Origin of the sequence: Aeromonas sp. BIGb0405, assembly GCF_024807335.1 — a bacterium.
Taxonomy (GTDB): Bacteria; Pseudomonadota; Gammaproteobacteria; order Enterobacterales; family Aeromonadaceae; genus Aeromonas; species Aeromonas rivuli.
On record NZ_JANUEP010000006.1, the window covers coordinates 97,258 to 116,648 of the forward strand.

General features: G+C 62.7%; 18 protein-coding genes. 7 read left to right on the forward strand and 11 right to left on the reverse strand.

Annotation, left to right across the window (positions count from 1 at the left end):
* Positions 1 to 17 precede the first annotated feature (17 nt).
* The 3 genes from M2366_RS14855 to M2366_RS14865 all read left to right on the forward strand — a co-directional run bounded on the left by M2366_RS14855 (position 18) and on the right by M2366_RS14865 (position 3,882).
* The gene (locus M2366_RS14855; protein ID WP_259270079.1) at positions 18 to 1,598 is read left to right on the forward strand and encodes an ABC transporter ATP-binding protein; all 1,581 of its coding nucleotides are present in this window, start codon (positions 18 to 20) and stop codon (positions 1,596 to 1,598) included.
* Between the two features lie 85 nt (positions 1,599 to 1,683).
* The gene (locus M2366_RS14860; RefSeq protein WP_224431717.1) at positions 1,684 to 2,802 is read left to right on the forward strand and encodes an ABC transporter permease; all 1,119 of its coding nucleotides are present in this window, start codon (positions 1,684 to 1,686) and stop codon (positions 2,800 to 2,802) included.
* 114 nt (positions 2,803 to 2,916) lie between these two features.
* Positions 2,917 to 3,882 carry an ABC transporter permease gene (locus M2366_RS14865; protein ID WP_259270080.1) on the forward strand — a complete coding sequence of 322 codons (966 nt, stop codon included), beginning with the start codon at positions 2,917 to 2,919 and terminating at the stop codon, positions 3,880 to 3,882.
* 162 nt (positions 3,883 to 4,044) lie between these two features.
* On the opposite strand, the gene M2366_RS14870 is transcribed toward M2366_RS14865, so the two are convergent.
* Both M2366_RS14870 and M2366_RS14875 read right to left on the reverse strand, forming a co-directional pair.
* Entirely contained in the window at positions 4,045 to 4,485 is a 441-nt protein-coding gene (locus M2366_RS14870) for a TM2 domain-containing protein (RefSeq protein ID WP_042039877.1), read from the reverse strand.
* Positions 4,486 to 4,664: 179 nt separating this feature from the next.
* Positions 4,665 to 5,570: a LysR substrate-binding domain-containing protein gene (locus M2366_RS14875; protein ID WP_259237154.1), complete on the reverse strand. Its 906-nt coding sequence runs from the start codon at positions 5,568 to 5,570 to the stop codon at positions 4,665 to 4,667.
* Positions 5,571 to 5,703: 133 nt separating this feature from the next.
* On the opposite strand from M2366_RS14875, the gene M2366_RS14880 reads away from it, so the two are divergent.
* From M2366_RS14880 to M2366_RS14890, 3 genes are all read left to right on the forward strand, one after another.
* Complete coding sequence (locus tag M2366_RS14880; RefSeq protein ID WP_259237153.1) at positions 5,704 to 6,831, forward strand: S-(hydroxymethyl)glutathione dehydrogenase/class III alcohol dehydrogenase; 1,128 nt, start codon at positions 5,704 to 5,706, stop codon at positions 6,829 to 6,831.
* A gap of 71 nt (positions 6,832 to 6,902) precedes the next feature.
* Complete coding sequence (gene fghA, locus M2366_RS14885) at positions 6,903 to 7,745, forward strand: S-formylglutathione hydrolase (protein ID WP_224431714.1); 843 nt, start codon at positions 6,903 to 6,905, stop codon at positions 7,743 to 7,745.
* A gap of 92 nt (positions 7,746 to 7,837) precedes the next feature.
* Positions 7,838 to 8,344, forward strand: coding sequence for a DinB family protein (locus tag M2366_RS14890; RefSeq protein WP_259270081.1), 507 nt, complete (start codon positions 7,838 to 7,840; stop codon positions 8,342 to 8,344).
* Between the two features lie 122 nt (positions 8,345 to 8,466).
* Here M2366_RS14890 and M2366_RS14895 read toward each other — a convergent pair whose 3' ends face one another.
* The 3 genes from M2366_RS14895 to M2366_RS14905 form a co-directional block, all read right to left on the reverse strand.
* Positions 8,467 to 9,189: a head GIN domain-containing protein gene (locus tag M2366_RS14895; RefSeq protein ID WP_259237151.1), complete on the reverse strand. Its 723-nt coding sequence runs from the start codon at positions 9,187 to 9,189 to the stop codon at positions 8,467 to 8,469.
* Between the two features lie 191 nt (positions 9,190 to 9,380).
* Complete coding sequence (locus M2366_RS14900; protein ID WP_259237150.1) at positions 9,381 to 10,127, reverse strand: SDR family oxidoreductase; 747 nt, start codon at positions 10,125 to 10,127, stop codon at positions 9,381 to 9,383.
* Positions 10,124 to 10,732: a TetR/AcrR family transcriptional regulator gene (locus M2366_RS14905; protein ID WP_224432915.1), complete on the reverse strand. Its 609-nt coding sequence runs from the start codon at positions 10,730 to 10,732 to the stop codon at positions 10,124 to 10,126. The genes M2366_RS14900 and M2366_RS14905 overlap by 4 nt, the downstream gene beginning before the upstream one ends.
* 150 nt (positions 10,733 to 10,882) lie before the next feature.
* On the opposite strand from M2366_RS14905, the gene M2366_RS14910 reads away from it, so the two are divergent.
* Positions 10,883 to 11,281: an HPP family protein gene (locus M2366_RS14910; protein WP_259237196.1), complete on the forward strand. Its 399-nt coding sequence runs from the start codon at positions 10,883 to 10,885 to the stop codon at positions 11,279 to 11,281.
* 113 nt (positions 11,282 to 11,394) lie between these two features.
* On the opposite strand, the gene ompA is transcribed toward M2366_RS14910, so the two are convergent.
* The 6 genes from ompA to ilvG form a co-directional block, all read right to left on the reverse strand.
* On the reverse strand, positions 11,395 to 12,537 hold the full coding sequence (gene ompA / locus M2366_RS14915) for a porin OmpA (protein ID WP_259237149.1): 1,143 nt from the start codon (positions 12,535 to 12,537) through the stop codon (positions 11,395 to 11,397).
* 254 nt (positions 12,538 to 12,791) lie between these two features.
* A complete protein-coding gene (ilvA, locus tag M2366_RS14920; RefSeq protein ID WP_224431707.1) occupies positions 12,792 to 14,312 on the reverse strand; it encodes a threonine ammonia-lyase, biosynthetic in 1,521 nt (506 codons plus the stop codon).
* 104 nt (positions 14,313 to 14,416) lie between these two features.
* Positions 14,417 to 16,258 carry a dihydroxy-acid dehydratase gene (ilvD, locus tag M2366_RS14925; RefSeq protein ID WP_224431706.1) on the reverse strand — a complete coding sequence of 614 codons (1,842 nt, stop codon included), beginning with the start codon at positions 16,256 to 16,258 and terminating at the stop codon, positions 14,417 to 14,419.
* 167 nt (positions 16,259 to 16,425) lie between these two features.
* A complete protein-coding gene (locus M2366_RS14930) occupies positions 16,426 to 17,358 on the reverse strand; it encodes a branched-chain amino acid transaminase (protein WP_259270082.1) in 933 nt (310 codons plus the stop codon).
* Positions 17,359 to 17,370: 12 nt separating this feature from the next.
* Positions 17,371 to 17,670: an acetolactate synthase 2 small subunit gene (ilvM, locus tag M2366_RS14935; protein WP_404972802.1), complete on the reverse strand. Its 300-nt coding sequence runs from the start codon at positions 17,668 to 17,670 to the stop codon at positions 17,371 to 17,373.
* Positions 17,667 to 19,313, reverse strand: coding sequence for an acetolactate synthase 2 catalytic subunit (gene ilvG / locus M2366_RS14940; protein ID WP_259270083.1), 1,647 nt, complete (start codon positions 19,311 to 19,313; stop codon positions 17,667 to 17,669). Before ilvG ends, ilvM begins: the two co-directional genes overlap by 4 nt.
* Positions 19,314 to 19,391 lie beyond the last annotated feature (78 nt).

The following is a 19,391-nucleotide window of genomic DNA, read 5'->3' on the forward strand; positions in this document are numbered from 1 at the left end:
TTAGCAAGGACTGCATCATGGACCAGACAGATCGCTACGCCATCGAATTGCGCGGTATCGACAAGCGGTTTGGCGAGGTTTACGCCAACAAGCAGATCGACCTGCAGGTTCAAAAAGGCAGCATTCATGGCATCGTCGGCGAAAATGGCGCCGGTAAATCGACGCTCATGAGCATCATCTACGGTTTTTATCATGCCGATCGCGGCGACATGCTGGTCGACGGCTCCCCTTTCCGCCCCCATGGCTCCCAAGACGCCATCGCGGCCGGTATCGGCATGGTGCATCAGCACTTCATGCTGGTGAACAACTTCACGGTATTGGAAAACGTCATCCTCGGCGCCGAGAACGGCTGGCACCTGGGCAAGAGCCTGGCGGCGGCCGAGAAGCTGCTCGGTGAGCTGGCCCGGGACTATGGCCTGGAAGTGCCCCTGCACGAGAAGGTTGAAGATTTGCCGGTCGGCCTGCAACAGCGGGTCGAGATCCTCAAGGCGCTCTATCGCGGCGCCCGCATCCTGATCCTCGACGAACCGACCGGAGTGCTGACCCCGCAAGAGGCGGATCACCTGTTCGAGGTGCTGAAAAAGCTGCGGGATCAGGGCACCACCATCATGCTCATCACCCACAAGCTGCGGGAGATCCTGGCCATTACCGACAGCGTCTCCATCATGCGCCGGGGCGAGATGGTCGCCCATGTTGCGACCAGGGACACCGACAAGGAGCAGCTCGCCGAGCTGATGGTGGGCCGCAAGGTGCGGCTCAAGGTCGACAAGGGCCCGGCCCAGCCCGGCGCACCCAAGCTGCGCGTCGACAACCTCAGCTATCGCGATGAGGCCGGGGTCGAACGGCTCAAATCGGTCAGCTTCGCGGTGCGGGCCGGGGAAGTGGTCGGCGTGGCGGGCGTCTCGGGCAATGGCCAGTCCGAGCTGCTCAGCCTGCTCGGCGGCATCCTCAAACCCAGCCAGGGCAGCTTCACTCTGGATGGCAAGGGCCAGGTCCATCACATCGACAGCCAGCACCCGGCAAGCCCAGAGCAGGTACGCGACTATGGCCTTGGCCATGTGCCGGAAGACAGACACAAGATGGGCCTCATCAACCGCTTCGACGCCCAGGAGGCCTTCATCCTCGGTTATCACCAGCGCCCCCTCTACAACAGGGGCTGGCTGCAGAACAAGGGGGCCATCCGTCAGGACTGTCAGGCCAAGATGGACAAGTGGGACGTGCGCCCGCCGAGCCCGGATCACAAGACCGCCAACTTCTCCGGCGGCAACCAGCAAAAGCTGGTGATAGCCCGGGAGGTGGAACAGGATCCGGACGTGCTGCTGATTGGCCAGCCCACCCGGGGCGTGGACATTGGCGCCATCGAGTACATCCACCAGCAGATCATCGCCATGCGCGATCAGGGCAAGGCGGTGCTGCTGGTGTCGGTGGAGCTGGACGAGATCCTCTCCCTCTCGGATCGCATCCTGGTGATCAGCGATGGTCGTCTGGTCGGCGAGCTGGATGCCGCTACGGCGGACGAGCGCACCATAGGGCTGATGATGGCGAATATCGTTCCCGATGAGGTGGCGGCATGCCAACCCCAGGGAGCCACGCCATGAGACCCGCATTCGCCCCCACAGCGGTGGCGCTGATGATGACAGCCATCACTGCCCACGACGAGATCCCCGGCAAGGAGAGCCAATCATGAGTCAACAACGCGTTCCGGCCTGGGTATCGGTCGGCGTCCTCTCGGTCATGAACATAGGGCTGGCCTTCCTGGTCTCCGCCATCCTGTTCTATTACCTGGACATCAAGCCCCTCGAGGCCGCCCAGATCATGTGGTACGGCGCCTTTGGCACCGGCGAGGGAATAGGTTTCACCCTCTATTACGCCACCGGCTTCATCTTCACCGGTCTGGCGGTGGCGGTGGCCTTCCACGCCGGGTTGTTCAACATCGGCGGCGAGGGGCAGGCCTATATCGGCGGCCTGGGGGTCGGGCTGGTCTGCCTGCTGCTCGGCGACCTCTTGCCACCTATCTTGCTGGTGCCGCTGGCCATCATCGCCGGTGGCCTGTTTGGCGCAGCCTGGGCCTTCATCCCGGCCTGGCTGCAAGCCAAGCGGGGCAGTCACATCGTCATCACCACCATCATGTTCAACTTCATCGCCGCCTCCCTGATGGCTTACCTGCTGGTCGATGTCTTCAAACCGGCGGGCTCCATGGCCACCGAGAGCAAGGTGTTCGCCATCAACAGCTGGCTGCCGAAGATGAGCGAGCTGGCGGCCGGCATGGGGATTGAGATGTCCACCAGCCCCCTCAACATCAGCTTCTTCTGGGCGCTGATCTGCGCGGCCCTGGTATGGGTCTTTATCTGGCATAGCCGCTGGGGTTACGAGATCCGTGCGGTGGGCGCCAGCGCCTCGGCCTCCGCCTATGCGGGCATCTCCTATCCCAAGGTGGTGATCCTGGCCATGGTGATCTCCGGCATGCTGGCGGGCTTTTTCGCCCTCAACGTGCTGCAGGGGGAACTGCACCAGATCAAGCTCAACTTCGTGGAAGGCTTCGGCTTCACCGGCATCGCGGTGGCCTTGATGGGCCGCAACCATCCGGTCGGCGTCATTATCGCCAGTCTGCTGTTCGGCTTCCTCTATCAGGGGGGCGCCGAGCTCAGCTTCGAGTTCGGGGTGGATCGCAACATAGTGGTGGTGCTGCAAGGCTTGGTGATCCTGTTCTGCGGCGCCCTGGAGCACATGTTGCGCCCGCGCATCGAGCAGGCCTATCTGGCCATTGCCAACCGCTCCACCGCGCAAGTCAAGGGAGTCTGACCATGTTTGAAACACTGATCCTGATGCTGGACGCCACCATCCGCACCGCGCCACCCTTGATCCTGGCGGCCATGAATGACAGACATGTTTTGCGAGTCGAAGGGAGTCCACATCATGTTTGAGACACTGATATTGATGCTGGATGCCACCATCCGCACCGCGCCACCCCTGATCCTGGCGGCCATGGCGGGGATGTTTTGCGAGCGCGCCGGTGTGGTCAATATTGCCCTGGAGGGCAAGCTGCTGGCTGCCGCCTTCGCCAGTGGCGCGGCGGCGGCTGTCTCAGGCTCCGCCGGGATAGGCCTGGGCGCCGGGGCTGGCGTCGCCATCCTGTTTGCCCTGCTGCACGGCTTTGCCACCATCACCCATCGCGGCGATCAGGTGGTGAGCGGCATGGCCATCAACATATTGGCAGCCGGTCTGACCGTCACCCTCGGCCGTTACTGGTTCGATCAGGGCGGCCAGACCCCGGCGCTGTCCGGCGCGGCCCGCTTCGCCCCCATCGACCTGCCCTACGCCAAGGAGCTCTATGACGTGCCCGTCATCGGCCAGCTCTACAGCGAGCTGCTGAGCGGCCACTCCCTGCTGGAGTACGTGGCCTTTGCCTGCGTGCCCCTGGCCTGGTGGGTGCTGTTCCGTACCCGCTTCGGCCTGCGGCTGCGGGCGGTGGGCGAGGCCCCGGCCGCCGTGGATACCGCTGGTATCTCAGTGGTGAAGATGCGTTACACGGCGCTCATCATCGGCGGCCTGTTGGCGGGTATTGGCGGCACCTACCTGGCGGTGGCCCAGACCGCCCAGTTCATCCCCAACATGAGCGCGGGCAAGGGCTTCATGGCGCTGGCCGCCCTGGTGTTCGGCAAGTGGCGTCCCTGGAGTGCCATGGCGGCCTGTCTGCTGTTTGGCTTCCTCGACGCGGTCGCCATCCGGTTGCAGGGGGTCAGCATCGGTGACTTCCCGATCCCGGTGCAGGCCATAGAGGCGCTGCCCTATGTGCTGACCGTGTTCCTGCTGGCCGGCTTCATCGGCAAGGCAGTGGCCCCCAAGGCGCTCGGCACCCCCTATGTGAAGGAGCGGGAATAGGACTAACCTTCCCATTCAAGTGGCTGGTCTTAGACTTATCGCACCCGACACCTACGCGGCGGATGGGCCTATAAAAAGAGCCCACTCTTTTCAAAGAGTGGGCTCTTTCTCAATCTGAACCCTACTTGTAAGGAACTACGACTTCTCAATATTATTAATTAGTTAGAACCATACTTTCTTATCTATTACATAGGTTTGTTCAAATTCTTCATCTGATTTTGAAAGATAAATAACGAATTCGACGAAGGCAATAATACCGATAACCATCGACGGAAAACCGAGCAGGATAAAGCCAAACAAAAAAATCAGCAGCATGATTACACCTTGCTTGGTGTAGCCAAGATAAAATTTATGCGCACCAAAGGCGCCTAGAAAAAAAGCAAATAATGCAGCTGCTACTTTCTTCGACCCAACAATATTAGAGGCCACTACGTAGATAGCCTTTGCGTCCTCTCCTTCAACAGAAAAATCAACTTTTAATCCACTTTTTGGGCGCTGGCTTCCTTTCCATTCACTCATATCAAGTTGATATCGTTTACCATCATCTGCCGAAATCAAGCCAGTCCGGTTGGCCTCATTGAAATCAATTACCGTGCCTTTCATTTTTATCTGTCCCTTATCCATAAAAAGAAGTGAAACCAAGCCTGAACAGGTCTGATGTGCCAAATAGGTTACACCAAGAGAGGCTCATATGAAGCAAAATAATCATACAGGCATAGTCTAGTCAGAACCATCCGTTGGCCTCCTTCTAGTCTCCTCATCACTCACAACCAGTTGGCCCTTCAGCCGATGGGCGGTGCCAGGGAAGGCTGGCTGGGCTGGTCGAGCCGCTCGGCCAGATAGTCCACCAACAGTCGCACCTTGGGGGAGAGGTGACGATTCTGCGGGTAGAGGGCCCAGATCCCCTCTTCGGGGGCCCGCATCTCGGGCAGCAACTCGATGAGGCGACCGGCGGCCAGGTGATCGCTGACGTAGTAATCGGGCAATTGCACTATGCCTATCCCCTTGAGGGCCGCATCCATCAGGGCATGGCCGCTGTTGCACTTGAGCAGGCCGCGCACCCGCACGCTGTACGGGCGGCCATCCAGGGTGAAGTGCCACTCGTCACCGTTGCCGAGCAGGCAGGTGTGGCGGCTCAATTCCGAGAGGCTGTTGGGCATGCCCCGACTCGCCGTGTAGCCCGGAGAGGCACACACATAGGGCACCCGCCCTGCCAGACGGCGCGCCACCAGGCTCGAATCCTTGAGGTGACCGAGCCGGATCGCCAGATCGTAACCATCGTGCACCAGATCCAGCAGCTGATTGGTGAGGTTGAGGGTCACCTCCAGGGCCGGGTAGCGCACCATGAAGTCGTTGACCAGGGGGGCGATGCGGCTCTCGCCATAGGAGACGGGGGCCGTGATGCGCAGCAACCCCTGGGGCTGGGCCTGATGCCGTCCCAGGGCCAGCTCGGCTTCGTAGAGGTTGTCGAGCAGCTGACGGCAGTGGCGGTAATAGATCTCGCCAAGCTCGGTGAGCCGCACCTGACGAGTGGTGCGCAGCAGCAACTTGGCCTGCAGCCTGTCTTCGAGCTGCGCCACCTGACGGCTGACCTGGGCCACCGACACCCCCAGCTCTCTGGCCGCCGGGGTAAAGCCCCCCTGCTCCGCCACGCTGACAAATTCACAGACCCCTTCCCAACCGAACATTATTACCTATGTGTAAAAGTGATTTGATATTTGACCCCATTATCACCAAATCAGCGGGAAACTACACTGAGGTTCGGGTCAGCAGACCCTCTTTTTATTTCATCCGCCAACGCGCACAACCAGAGGAGTCTTTATGGCACAGGTACAGAGCATCAAGTGCAAGGCCGCCATCGCCTGGGGTCCGGGTCAGCCCCTCTCCATCGAAGAGATTGAGGTGATGCCGCCCCAGGCCGGTGAAGTGCGGGTACGCATCGTCGCCACCGGCGTCTGCCACACCGATGCCTTCACCCTGTCCGGTGAAGATCCGGAAGGGGTCTTCCCCTGCATCCTGGGCCATGAGGGGGGCGGCATCGTCGAATCCGTCGGCGCGGGCGTTACCAGCGTCAAGGTCGGCGATCACGTGATCCCGCTCTACACCCCCGAATGCGGCGAGTGCAAGTTCTGCAAATCCGGCAAGACCAACCTGTGCCAGAAGATCCGCACCACCCAGGGCAAGGGCTTGATGCCGGACGGCACCACCCGTTTCTCCTGCAATGGTCAGCCCATCTATCACTACATGGGCACCTCCACCTTCAGCGAATACACTGTGCTGCCCGAGATCTCCATCGCCAAGGTGGACCCGGCCGCGCCCCTGGAAGAGGTGTGCCTGCTCGGCTGCGGCGTCACTACCGGCATAGGCGCCGTGATGAACACCGCCAAGGTCAAAGAGGGTGAGAGCGTCGCCATCTTCGGGCTGGGGGGCATCGGCCTCTCCGCCGTGATCGGCGCCCGTCTGGCCAAGGCCGGTCGCATCATCGCCATCGACATCAACGAGAGCAAGTTTCCGCTTGCCCGCAAGCTCGGCGCCACCGACTGCATCAACCCGAACGACTATGACAAGCCCATTCAGGAGGTGATCGTCGAGATGACCGACGGCGGCGTCGACTTCTCCTTCGAGTGCATCGGCAACGTCAAGGTGATGCGCGCGGCGCTCGAGTGCTGCCACAAGGGCTGGGGCGAGTCGGTCATCATCGGGGTGGCCGGGGCCGGTCAGGAGATCAGCACCCGTCCGTTCCAACTGGTCACCGGCCGAGTCTGGCGCGGCAGCGCCTTCGGCGGCGTGCGTGGTCGCAGCGAGTTGCCGAGCTATGTACAGCGCTACATGCAGGGTGAGTTCCGTCTCGATGACTTCATCACCCACACCATGGCGCTGGAGCAGATCAACGAGGCGTTCGATCTGATGCATGAAGGCAAGAGCATCCGCACCGTCATCCACTACTGAGTCAGCAGGGGCGGGGTCATCCCCGCCCCTATTCGTTCATCCCAGGCGCCCCATGGCGCAGGAGATCCCAGATGTCGTTAGATATCATCGCCAGCAACAAGAGCTTCGATGGCTGGCACAAGCAGTATCGTCACGAATCGAACCTGCTCGGCTGCGAGATGCGCTTCGCCGTCTATCTGCCGCCTCAGGCCCTGACCGGCCAGAAGGTACCCGTGCTCTACTGGCTCTCGGGGCTCACCTGCACCGACGAGAATTTCATGCAAAAAGCCGGTGCCCAGCGCATCGCCGCCGAACTGGGCATCGCCCTGGTGGCACCGGACACCAGCCCCAGGGGTGAACAGGTGCCCGACGATGCCGGTTACGACCTCGGCAAGGGCGCGGGTTTTTACGTCAACGCCACCCAGTCCCCCTGGCGCGAGCATTACCAGATGTATGACTACGTCACCCGGGAGCTGCCCGCCCTCATCGAGACCCACTTCCCCATCTCGAATCGCCGCGCCATCAGCGGTCACTCCATGGGAGGTCATGGTGCCCTGATCGCCGCCCTGCGCGAGCCGGGCCGCTACCGCTCGGTGTCGGCCTTCAGCCCAATCAGCCACCCGAGTCGCTGCCCCTGGGGCCAGAAGGCCCTCGGTGCCTATCTCGGCAACAACCCCTTGCTGTGGCAGGAGTGGGATAGCTGCCAGCTGCTGCGTCATCATGATTGCCAGGCGCTGCCCACCCGGGTCGATGTCGGCCTGGACGATCCCTTCCTCGACGAGCAGCTCGGTATCGATGCCCTGGCGGAAGCCGCCGAGGCCAAAGCGTGGCCTCTGGAACTGCACCGTCATGCTGGCTACGATCACAGCTACTTCTTCGTGGCGAGCTTCATCGAAGCGCACCTGCGCTTTCACGCCGAGCATCTGACCGAGTGACTATCATGCTCAGGCCCCATCCGGGCCTGAGCCATTGATTGGATAGCCGCTTGCTCACGACCCAATGGAGCATCACAGAACAGGAGTTCAGAATGTCTATCTTCGCCACGCTATCGGCCATGCCGGATCAGTTTGACCGCCTGCTGCGCCACATCCCCGCCGAGTACCTGAACTGGGAGCCGGCCAACTGGGCCGGCATCCCCTCCGAGCGTTTCTCGGCTCTGGGCCACCTCTGCCACCTGCTGGACATAGAGACCCAAGGCTACCAGGTGCGCTTTATGCGCACCCTGGAGGAGACCCGGCCCGAGCTGGCGTCCCTCGATGGCTATCAGCTGGCCCAGGACAATGACTATCCCCATCAGGATCCCGCCGTGCAACTGGCCCGCTTTCGCGCCGCCCGCACTCACACAGTCACCTGGCTCCAGGGGCTGCCCCCCTCGGCCTGGGGGCGACGGGCCCATTATGACAACTATGGGGAGATCACCCTCGATGGCCTGGTGCGCCTGCTGGTCAGTCATGACCACCAGCACCTCGCCGGGATGCAGTGGCTGCTGATGCGGCTCAACGCCGACAGGGAGCTGCAGCTTCCCCTCGCCTGAGCCGCCATGCAGCCACAGGGCAGGGGGACGACGCAGGCAGGACTCGCCTTCCCCTGATGGGCAGGCACAATAAACGAAACGGGCCCGTCAGGGCCCTGTTGCATCGACATCCAGCCTGGCGTTCAGCCGCCCTGGCGCACCAGTTGTCCCGACCCCAGGATCTCGCTCTCTATCTCGGGGCTCCCCCAGTAGTCGATGTTGCCGGAACCGGCGATGGTAGCTGTCAGCCTCTGCGCGGCATGTACCGCCACATCTCCGCTGCCAGCGATATTGATCTCGACCTCCCGTGCCACCAGCTCCGCAGCCTCTATGCCGCCGGAGCCAGCGATGTTGAAGGTGAGGCTGTCCGCATGACCCTGGATCAGCTCGAGATCCCCTGAGCCGGCGATGTTGCCCTCCAGGCGCTTCATCGCCAGTCGGTTGGCGCGGATCCCCCCCGACCCCGCCAGGGAGAGGCTCAGCTCATCTCCCTCGAAGGCGCCGATCTCGCCCCGGCCGCTGCCCGCCAGCGCCAATGCCCGCAGGGCAGGCAGCGTGATGGTCACCTTGAGTCGCTCGCCGGGGTCGAGGCGGTAACCCTCCTTGACCTCTATCTCCAGCTTGCGGCCACTCTCGCTGAAGATCAGATAGGGCAAGAGATTTTCCTGCCCCTCCAACCGGATCCCGCGCTGCGTGCCGGGCACCAGGGTGATGTCCGCTGGCACCACGGCCAATATGCTGTCGATCCTGTCGCCAAGGGGCAGCTGCTGAACGACCGGGGAGCCCAGGCCTCGCACTATCTCATCGTCTTGCCAGCTGCACCCCGCCAGTCCCAATGCCAGTACCATGGCCATTATCTGTTTCATCTTGTTCATCCTTGCTGCCAGGGGCCCCCATGGGCCTCTCCTTTGCCCCTTTATCGCAATCCTTATGCCAAAACATAACAGACTGATTTATATAAAAAAGACCCTTAAACCGTCGCATTCCATGGGCTATTAAAGAGTCATACAGACCACAAATCGGTCAGCTTGACCAACCCCATGCGGGGGATCGCGCCTCAGCGCCCCCCTGCAAGATCGATGAAGGCACCGGTGACGTAGGACGCCTCATCGCTCAGCAGCCAGCGAATGGCGGCGGCGACCTCGACCGGCTCACCCCCGCGCCCCATGGGGATCTGGGGCGCCAGGCGGGCCACCCTGTCCGGCTCGCCGCCATCCCCGTGCATCTCGGTATAAATAAAGCCGGGCCGCACGCAGTTGACCCGGATCCCCTCTCCCGCCACCTCCAGTGACAAGCCCCGGGTCAGTGTGTCTATGGCTCCCTTGCTGGCGGCATAGTCCACATATTCATGGGGCGAGCCCAGCCGGGCCGCCGCCGAGGAGACGTTGACGATGGCGCCACCCCGGCCACCGTGGCGATGGGACATGCGCCGCACCGCCTCCCGGCAGCAGAGAAACTGGCTGGTGACATTGGTGGTCAACAAGCGGTTGATGCGGGCGGCGTCGAGATCTTCGACCCGGCTCTGGGGCAGCAAGATGCCCGCATTGTTGACCAGGGCATCGAGGCCGCCGAAGTGCGCGTCAAGGGTCTGGAACAGCCGCACCACCTCCCCCTCCTCGGCGAGGTCGGCCCCTATGGTGATCACTTCGGTCCCCTGAGCCCTCAACGCTTCGGCCAGCGCCTCGGCGCGGGCCGCTTCGCGCAGATAGTTGAGACAGAGCCGGTACCCCTGCTGCGCCAATAACCGGGCGGTGGCGGCCCCTATGCCGCGACTCGCCCCCGTGATCAGTGCCACCTTGCTCATTCTGGACTCCTTGTCGTTAACTCATTGATCTTGTTTGCCATCCTGCCATGACATGGCCCTGTTTCCCCCAGGGACTGGCCGAGCAGGGCCCATGCCAGGGGGCGAACCTGACTCAACGCCTCAGCCTGCTGATAGCTGTGCGCCATCACGACCGCTCCCTCCAGCAGCAGGCAGAGCCTGGTCGCGACCTGCTCATCACAGTCCAGATTCTGACTCACCCACAGCAGCAGGGCACGCTTGTGCGCCGCCACCAGCTTGCGTACCGGGTGGCGCGGATCGCCAAACTCGGCGCTGGCATTGATAAAGTTGCAGCCGTAGAAATCACTGCGGCCAAACCAGTCGGCGAAACCATCGAGCAGGGCCTCCAACCTGGCCTCCCGGCCGGAGACACCGGCCAGTCTGGTGTCGAGCAGGGCAAAGAATTCGACATCGCGGGCCGTCAGGACGGCTTCGATCAGGGCATCCTTGGTGGGAAAGTGGCGATAGAGGGTACGTTTGGTACTGCCCGCCTCTGCCCAGATGCGATCTATGCCGGTGGCGTGAAAGCCATGGCGGTTGAACAGCCGGTAGGCGGTCGCCATCAATTGCTGCCGTTTCTCGCTCATCAGCTATTTCCCCTTGAAGTACACCGATCTGTCTACCTAATGTCTCAACCTGGGTCAAGGCACCCGCAACACATCAGGAGAACAGAGATGGAATGGAAACGATGGCAAAACGCCTTGCTGGCGGGACTGGGGGCCAGTCTGGCCATAGCCCTGCTTGGCTGGCTGGATCTGGGTTGGCAGCTGCCCCTGCTGATGGCACCTTTTGGGGCGAGCTGCGTGTTGCTGTTCTCCCTGCCACAGAGCCCGCTCGCGCGCCCGCAAAACGTGCTGGGTGGTCACCTGCTCGCCGCCGCAGTGGGTCTGTTGGTGCAGGGGTTGCCCCTGCCACTGGAGATCAAGCTGGCCCTCGGCGTGGGGCTCGCCATCGTGCTGATGCAAGGGCTGGGGCTGATACATCCCCCCGCGGGTGCCAATCCGCTGCTGGTGCTGCTCACGGCCCAGCCCTGGCCCTTCCTCTGGCAGACGGTGCTGCCCGGCGCCCTGCTGTTGATACTGATCGCCACTGGATATCGTCGGCTGAGCCGCAAGCCAGCTGCGGCCCTGGCCTGACGCCGACCACGCAGCAAAAAGGGAGGCTTGGCCTCCCTGTTTTGTCTCTGCTGATTTTTAACCCTGCTAACTTGATGCAGAGCTAACGGCGCCGGGGGTTGGACAGCGGCAAGTCACGACTGCGGCGACCCCTCGCCAACGCCGTTCAACTTGATCTCGACCCGGCGATCCGGCGCCAGACAGACGATGAGTTCAGACTTGCTGCCACTGTTGCACTGGTTGGCGGTGATGGGTTCCCGCTCGCCCCGCCCTTCCACTTGCATCTTTTCTGCCGGCCAGCCACGGCCGATCAGCGCATCGGCTACGGAACGGGCACGCAGCTCGGACAGGTTCTGGTTGTAGTCATCCGCGCCAAGTCTATCCGTGTGACCCACCACTGTTGCTATGCCGTCCTGGGGGTTGGCCGCCACTATCTGCTGGAACAGGGTGTCCAGCGCCTGGTTGGCCTCGGGCCTGAGGCTCGCCTTGTTGAATTCGAACAGTACATCCGAACTCAGAGTGAAACGCTGCTGCATGATGACGGTGGCGGGGACGACCGCGGCCGGTGCCGGACTGGCCGCCACCACCTCCTCTTCCCCCTGTCCGAAGCGGTAGACCAGCCCCAGGGCGAACAGGCCGTTATCCAGCTCTATGCCTGACTCGCCAGGGGAGGTATTGCCAAGGGGGGTGGTGTATTGGTATTCGAGGCGCAGCGCCCAACTGGGATTGAAGGCGTATTCGGCGCCGAGGGCGCCGACGAAGGCTGCGCCATGGTACTTGTGCCCGGTACTGGAAGATGACGCATTGCTGGAGGGATTGGCAGTGTCTTGATAGCTGGCAGAGAAGGCGCTTTCAGTCCAGGCGTAGGCGCCGCCCAAACGGCCATAGATGTCCAGCGCCGGGGTGGCAGGCAGGCTGATTCTCATGGTGGCCTGCACCATCTGCGCCTTGGCTTCGCCATCGATCCTGGCCGACTCGGTGCCCTGGGAGGCGGACTTGTCCAGCTGGTACTTGCCTAGCCAGTCATAACCCAGCTCAAAGCCCAGATTCGGGTTCAACTGATAACCAATGAAGCCACCCAGCCCCAGGTCACTCTCCTGCTTGTCCGGTTCGACAAGATCGACGATATCTTTGATCTGACCGTCGTAATCGACCCCGTAGAAGTGGGACCAACCGGCCTTTCCCCCCAGATACCAGCTGTTATCGAGGGCCTGAGCCTGGGCCTGACCTGTCATGCATGCGCAGCCAATCAGGGCAGCTAGCAGGGATTTTGTCATGTGGGTGCCTCTTCCGTGAGTCATCTGTCTTGGGATCAGGCGTCACGGCTGCTATCCAGGCCATGATGCCGGGCGCCGTACAGGGCCGCCGTCACCAGCCTACCCCATCTGCAGCGGGTCTCAAACGACCAGATCTCCCAGAGTGTGAACTGGCTGACAAACAAAGCATGTCCCCGTGCGGTCAAGGTGGCGGCTGGCCCAAAAAAGAGCGGGAGGCCTGTGCCTCCCGCTCTTGCTCATGGGGTTCCCCGGGTTCAGTTCGCCAGGAACAGTCGGTAGGCGGGATCCTCGCTCACCTCTTTCCAGCCGTAGCCCAGCTCGCGCAGGTAGTCGTGGAAGGCGGCCACGTCTTCGTCCGGCAGCTCGAAGGCGCAGAGCACCCGACCATAGTCGGCGCCATGGTTGCGATAGTGGAACAGGCTGATGTTCCAGCGGCAGCCCAGGGTCTCGAGGAAGCGCATCAGGGCGCCCGGCTGCTCCGGGAACTTGAAGCTGTAGAGCCGCTCACCAAGGGGCCGGGCAGGGCGGCCGCCAATCATGTAACGCACATGATTCTTGGCCAGCTCGTTGTCCGTCATATTGACCACGGGGTAGCCGTTGCCATTGAGATGGGCTTCGATCTGACCCAACTCTTCGTCACCGCCGGTGAGTCGCACCGAGACAAACAGCGAGGCCTGCTCGGCATCGGAGTAACGGTAGTTGAACTCGGTCACCATCCGCGATCCCAGGTTGCGGCAGAAGTCGAGGAAGGCCCCCTTGCGCTCGGGTATGGTCACCGCCAGCATGCCCTCGCGCTTCTCGCCTATCTCGCAGCGCTCCGACACATAACGCAGGCTGTGGAAGTTGACGTTGGCGCCAGAGAGTATGGCCGCCATCCGGCCACCCTTGACCTGCTCCCGCTCACTGTAGGCCTTGAGCCCCGCCAGGGAGAGGGCACCGGATGGCTCGGCGATGGCGCGGCAGTCGTCGAAGATGTCTTTCAGGGCCGCGCAGATCTGATCGTTGGAGACGGTCACCACCTCGTCCAGATACTGGTTGCAGAGCCGGAAGGTCTCGGTGCCGATGCGCTTGACCGCCACCCCGTCCGCAAACAGCGAGACCCGCTCCAGATTGATCGGCTCGCCCGCCTCCAGCGCCGCCTTGAGGCAGGCGGAACCCTCGGCTTCCACCCCTATCACCTTCACATTTGGCAGCAGCTGCTTGATATAGACCGCCACCCCGGCGGCCAGGCCGCCGCCGCCCACGGGGACAAACACATGGGTGAGGTGAGTGTCCTGCTCCAGCAACTCCTTGCCGATGGTGCCCTGGCCCGCGATCACCTCGACGTCGTCGAAGGGCGGTATCAGGGTGTAACCCTCGGTTTCCGACAGGCGACGGCTCTCGGCATAGGCTTCGTCGAAGCTGTTGCCAAACAGCAGCACATTGCCCCCCTGGGCCCGCACCGCATCTATCTTGATGTCCGGCGTGGTCTTGGGCATGACGATGATGGCATTGATGTCGAGCTTGGCCGCCGACAGGGCGACCCCCTGGGCATGGTTGCCAGCCGAGGCCGCCACCACACCACGGGCCTTCTGCTCGGCGCTCAGGGTGGCAATCTTGTGATAGGCACCGCGCAGCTTGAAGGAGTGCACCGGCTGCAAATCTTCCCGCTTGAGGGAGACATGGTTGCCGAGCCGCTCGGAGAGCTTCTTCAACGTCTGCAAGGGGGTCACCCGCGCCGCCTCATAGACCGGGGAGAGCAGTATCTTGCGTAGATAATCAGCCGCAGAGACCATGGCTTACCCCTCCAGCTTGCTGAGATCGCGCCACACCAACCCCTTGCCGGCATAGACAGCGGCGAGCGGCACTTTGCATAAATGATTCGTCATCATCGTCATGATCACTCCTCCAGCTTGCTTAAGTCGCGCACCGCGCCCTTGTCTGCGCTGGTCGCGAGCATGGCGTAGGCGCGCAGGGCATAGGAGACCTGACGCTGGCGGTTCAGTGGCTTCCAGCCACGGGCATCGACGGCGGCGCGGCGAGCGGCCAGTACGCTGTCAGCCACCTCCAGCACCATGGTGCGGGCCGGGATATTGATGTTGATGATGTCGCCATCCTCCACCAGCCCTATGGTGCCGCCGGAAGCCGCCTCCGGGGAGACGTGACCGATGGACAGCCCCGAGGTGCCGCCGGAGAAGCGACCGTCGGTGATAAGCGCACAGGCCTTGCCGAGCCCCATGGACTTGAGATAGGTGGTGGGGTAGAGCATTTCCTGCATGCCGGGGCCGCCTTTGGGGCCCTCGTAGCGGATCACCACTACTTCACCGGCTTTGACGGTGCTGTCCAGAATGCCCGCCACCGCGCTGTCCTGGCTCTCGAACACCCGGGCGGGGCCGCGGAAGCAGAGGTTCTCTTCATCGACACCGGCAGTCTTGACGATGGCACCATTGAGGGCGATGTTGCCGGAGAGCACGGCCAGCCCCCCCTCCAGGCTGTAGGCATTATCCAGGGAGCGAATGCAGCCTTCGGCGCGGTCCAGATCCAGCTCGGGCCAGCGACAGCTCTGGCTGAACGCCTTGGTGGTGCGGATGCCAGCCGGGCCTGCGCGGTAAAAATCATGCACCGCTTTATCCTGGGTGCGGCTCACATCATAGCGCTCCAGCAACTCGAGCAAGCTGGTGCCGAGCACGTTGCGGGTATCGCCGTGCACCAGACCGGCTTTTTCCAGCTGACCCAGGATCGCCACCACGCCACCGGCGCGGTGCACATCTTCCATGTGGTACTTCTGGGTCGAGGGGGCGACCTTGCAGAGCTGGGGCACCCGGCGGGACATGCGGTCGATGTCATCCATGGTGAAGTCCACCCCCCCCTCCTGGGCCGCCGCCAACAGGTGCAGCACCGTATTGGTGGAGCCGCCCATGGCAATGTCCAGGGCCATGGCGTTCTCGAACGCCGCCTTGGTGGCGATGTTGCGCGGCAGAGCGCTCTCGTCATCCTGCTGGTAGTAGCGATTGGCCAAAGCGACGATGCGCTGACCGGCCAGCTTGAACAACTGCTCGCGGTCGGCGTGGGTCGCCAGCATGGAGCCGTTGCCCGGCTGGGAGAGCCCCAAGGCTTCGGTCAGACAGTTCATGGAGTTGGCGGTGAACATGCCGGAGCAGGAACCACAGGTGGGGCAGGCGCTGCGCTCGATCTGATCGCTCTGGGCATCGGAGACCTTGGGATCGGCCCCCTGGATCATGGCATCCACCAGGTCCAGCTTGATGATCTGATCGGAGAGCTTGGTCTTGCCCGCCTCCATGGGGCCGCCGGAGACGAAGATCACCGGGATGTTGATGCGCAGCGCCGCCATCAGCATCCCCGGGGTGATCTTGTCACAGTTGGAGATACAGACCATGGCGTCGGCGCAGTGGGCGTTGACCATGTACTCCACGGAGTCGGCGATCAGCTCCCGGGACGGCAGCGAATAGAGCATGCCGCCGTGACCCATGGCGATGCCGTCATCGACCGCTATGGTGTTGAACTCCTTGGCAACGCCGCCCGCGGCCTCGATCTCCCGGGCCACCAGCTGGCCGAGATCCTTGAGGTGCACGTGACCCGGTACAAACTGGGTGAAGGAGTTGACCACGGCGATGATGGGCTTGCCAAAGTCCTCGTCTGTCATGCCGGTGGCACGCCAGAGGGCACGGGCCCCGGCCATGTTACGTCCGTGGGTGGTGGTGGCGGATCTCAACTTCGGCATTGTCTCTACTCCCTGAATACATGAGCCCAACTGGGCAAATTAATGATGCGAAACCGTCAATTCGAATCGGTTGTGGCAAGGGATCTGCCCTTGCCATAGCCGACTCGGCACTTGCTCTCTCTTCTGGCCTGGCTATCTGCGGGCGACAACGTCGCCCGCGCTGTCCATCAATCGTCGACCGGGGTGAGCCAGTTCCATTTGTCCTCGGTCTGACCGTTGAACAGGCCGAAGAAGGCGTTTTGCAGCTGCTCGGTCACCGGGCCACGGCTGCCGGCGCCGACCTGCATCCGATCCACCGAGCGCACCGGGGTCACCTCAGCGGCGGTGCCGGTCATGAAGATCTCGTCTGCCACATAGAGTGCCTCCCGGGGCAGCGCCTGCTCACGCACCTCGTAACCGAGCTCTCGTGCCAGCGTCATGATGGTGTCGCGGGTGATGCCGGGCAGGATGGCGGCGGTGGCGGGCGGCGTGAACAGCACGCCATTTTTCACCAGGAACAGGTTCTCCCCCGCCCCTTCGCTCAGATAACCATTCACGTCCAGCGCCAGCCCTTCGGCGAAGCCGTTGCGCTTGGCCTCCCGGCTGATGAGCTGGGACGACAGATAGTTGCCCCCTGCCTTGGCGCCGGTAGGAATGGTGTTGGGAGCGAGCCGGTTCCAGGAGGTGACGCACACATCCACCCCATTTTTGAGTCCCTCCTCGCCGAGATAGGCACCCCAGGGCAGGGCCGCGACCATGAGATCCGCCTTGGCATCCAGCGGCGGATGCAGCCCCAGCCCCACATTGCCAATAAAGGCCAGCGGACGCAGGTAGCCGCTCTTGAGGCCATTCTCGCGCACCACGGCACGGCAGGCGTCATTCACCTCGACCTCGCTGTAGGGCACATTCATCCAGTAGATCCTGGCGGAGTCGAACAAACGGCGGGTGTGCTCCTGCAGGCGGAAGATGCAGGTGCCCTTGGGGGTATCGTAGGCACGCACCCCCTCAAACACCGAGGAGCCGTAGTGCAAGGCATGACTCATGACGTGGACCTGGGCATCTTGCCAGGGCACCATCTTGCCGTTGAACCAGATGTATTGGGGGTGGTTGGCCTGTGACATGCTTGCTGCTCCTTATGGGTTTATTCTGGGCTGCGCTTCCAGTGCATCGACCCGAGAGACATCCACCAGCTTGACCAGCTGGCTCCACAGCTGTGTGATGGGACGCGTCGACTCGACAGTAACCGTGATCCGCAGCTGTTGGCAATCTTGCTCCGCGCTCGCCTCCATGTTGAGGGCCTTGAGATGGAAGCCGCGGTGGCGTACCACCCGCAACACGCGTTCCATCACTTCGGGCCTGGATGTCGCGTGGATCTCCAGGGTGTTGATCTGGCTCAGGGGAGCCGTATTGAGGCCAAGGGGGGACGAGTTCATGGGCGTTGCTCCATCATCTTGTGGTTGGCGACTCCCGGCGGAACCAGGGGCCAGACATTCTCTTCCTCTGAGATAGCGACATGCAGCAGATAGGCGCTCTCGCTGCCGAGCAGGCGATCCAGGGCACCGGCGATCTCATCCTTGCGGGTGATGGTTTCACCGGGGATGCCAAAGGCGGCCGCCAGGGCGATGAAATCCGGGTTGTCGGAGAGGATGGTCTCGCTGTAGCGGCCGTCGAAGAACAGCTCCTGCCACTGGCGCACCATGCCGAGCCGTTGGTTGTCGATCAGCACCATCTTCACCTTGAGCTGAGCCCGGCGTATGGTGCCGAGCTCCTGCACGTTCATCATGAAGGAGCCGTCACCACTCACCAGCACCACCTCGTCCTCCGGGCGGGACATCTTGGCCCCGATGGCGGCGGGCAGACCGAAGCCCATGGTGCCGAGCCCGGCGCTGGAGAGGTGGTTGCGCGGGCTGGTGAAGCGCATGTGCTGGGCTACCCACATCTGGTGCTGACCCACGTCGCAGGCGACCACGCTGCTATCTGGCAGCAGCGTCGAGAGCTGCTTGAGCAGGGCTGGTGCATAGATGGGCTGCCCAGGGTGGTCGTAGCGAAACGCATATTCACGGGCCATGCTCGCACAGTGTTCGCGCCAGGGTTTGATGTCGAGGGTCATGGCCAGGGCGGGCAGCACCAGTCTCAGATCGGTGCTGATGCCCACCTCGGCGGCGCGGCGCTTGCCGAACTCGGCGGCGTCCACGTCCAGATGGACCACCCTGGCGTGGGGGGCGAACTCGTCAAGCTTGCCGGTCACCCGATCATCGAAACGGGCACCGACCACCAGCAGCAGATCGCACTGCTGCACCGCGAAGTTGGCCGCCTTGGTGCCGTGCATACCAAGCATGCCGAGATAGACGGGGCTGTCGGGATCCAGCGCCCCAATCCCCTTGAGGGTGGTGACCGCCGGCATGCCGGTGACTGCTGCGAACGCGCGCAGCTGATCTTCCGCATTGGCCATGCCCACGCCACCGCCGACGTAGAGCACCGGACGCTCGGCTGCCCCCAGCATGGCACGGGCGGCTTCCAGGGCCTGCGGGCAGAGCGGCTCAGGTTCGTCCACGGCAAGCTGGGGATGTTGTGGGGGCATCGCGGCCAGTTGTACATCCTTGGGGAAATCGATGAGTACCGGACCGGGGCGACCTTCCGTTGCGATGGCAAAAGCCTCGGCGATGACCTGGCCCAGCTCGGCAACGTCCGTGACCATGAAGGAGTGCTTGGTGCAGGAGAGGGACATGCCGAGCACATCCACTTCCTGAAACGCATCGGTACCGACGGCGGCGCAGGCTACCTGACCACTGATCGCCACCAGGGGCACTGAGTCGAGCAGCGCCTCTGCCAGGCCGGTCACCAGATTGGTGGCGCCGGGACCCGAGGTGGCGATGCAGACCCCGACCTGACCGGAGGCGCGGGCATAGCCCACCGCGGCCATGGCGGCACCCTGCTCATGGCGGCAGAGCTGATGGGCCAGACCACCGTCATAGAGCGCATCGTAGACCGGCATGATGGCACCGCCCGGGTAACCGAACACCTGGGTGACTCCCTGCTGCTTGAGTGCCTGTACCAAATAGTGCGCGCCGTTCATGGAGAAAATCCTATTCCTTGGTCGAAAAAAAACCCCCGGGCCGTGAGGCTCGGGGGTCGCTTGTTTCGTTCTGTCCGG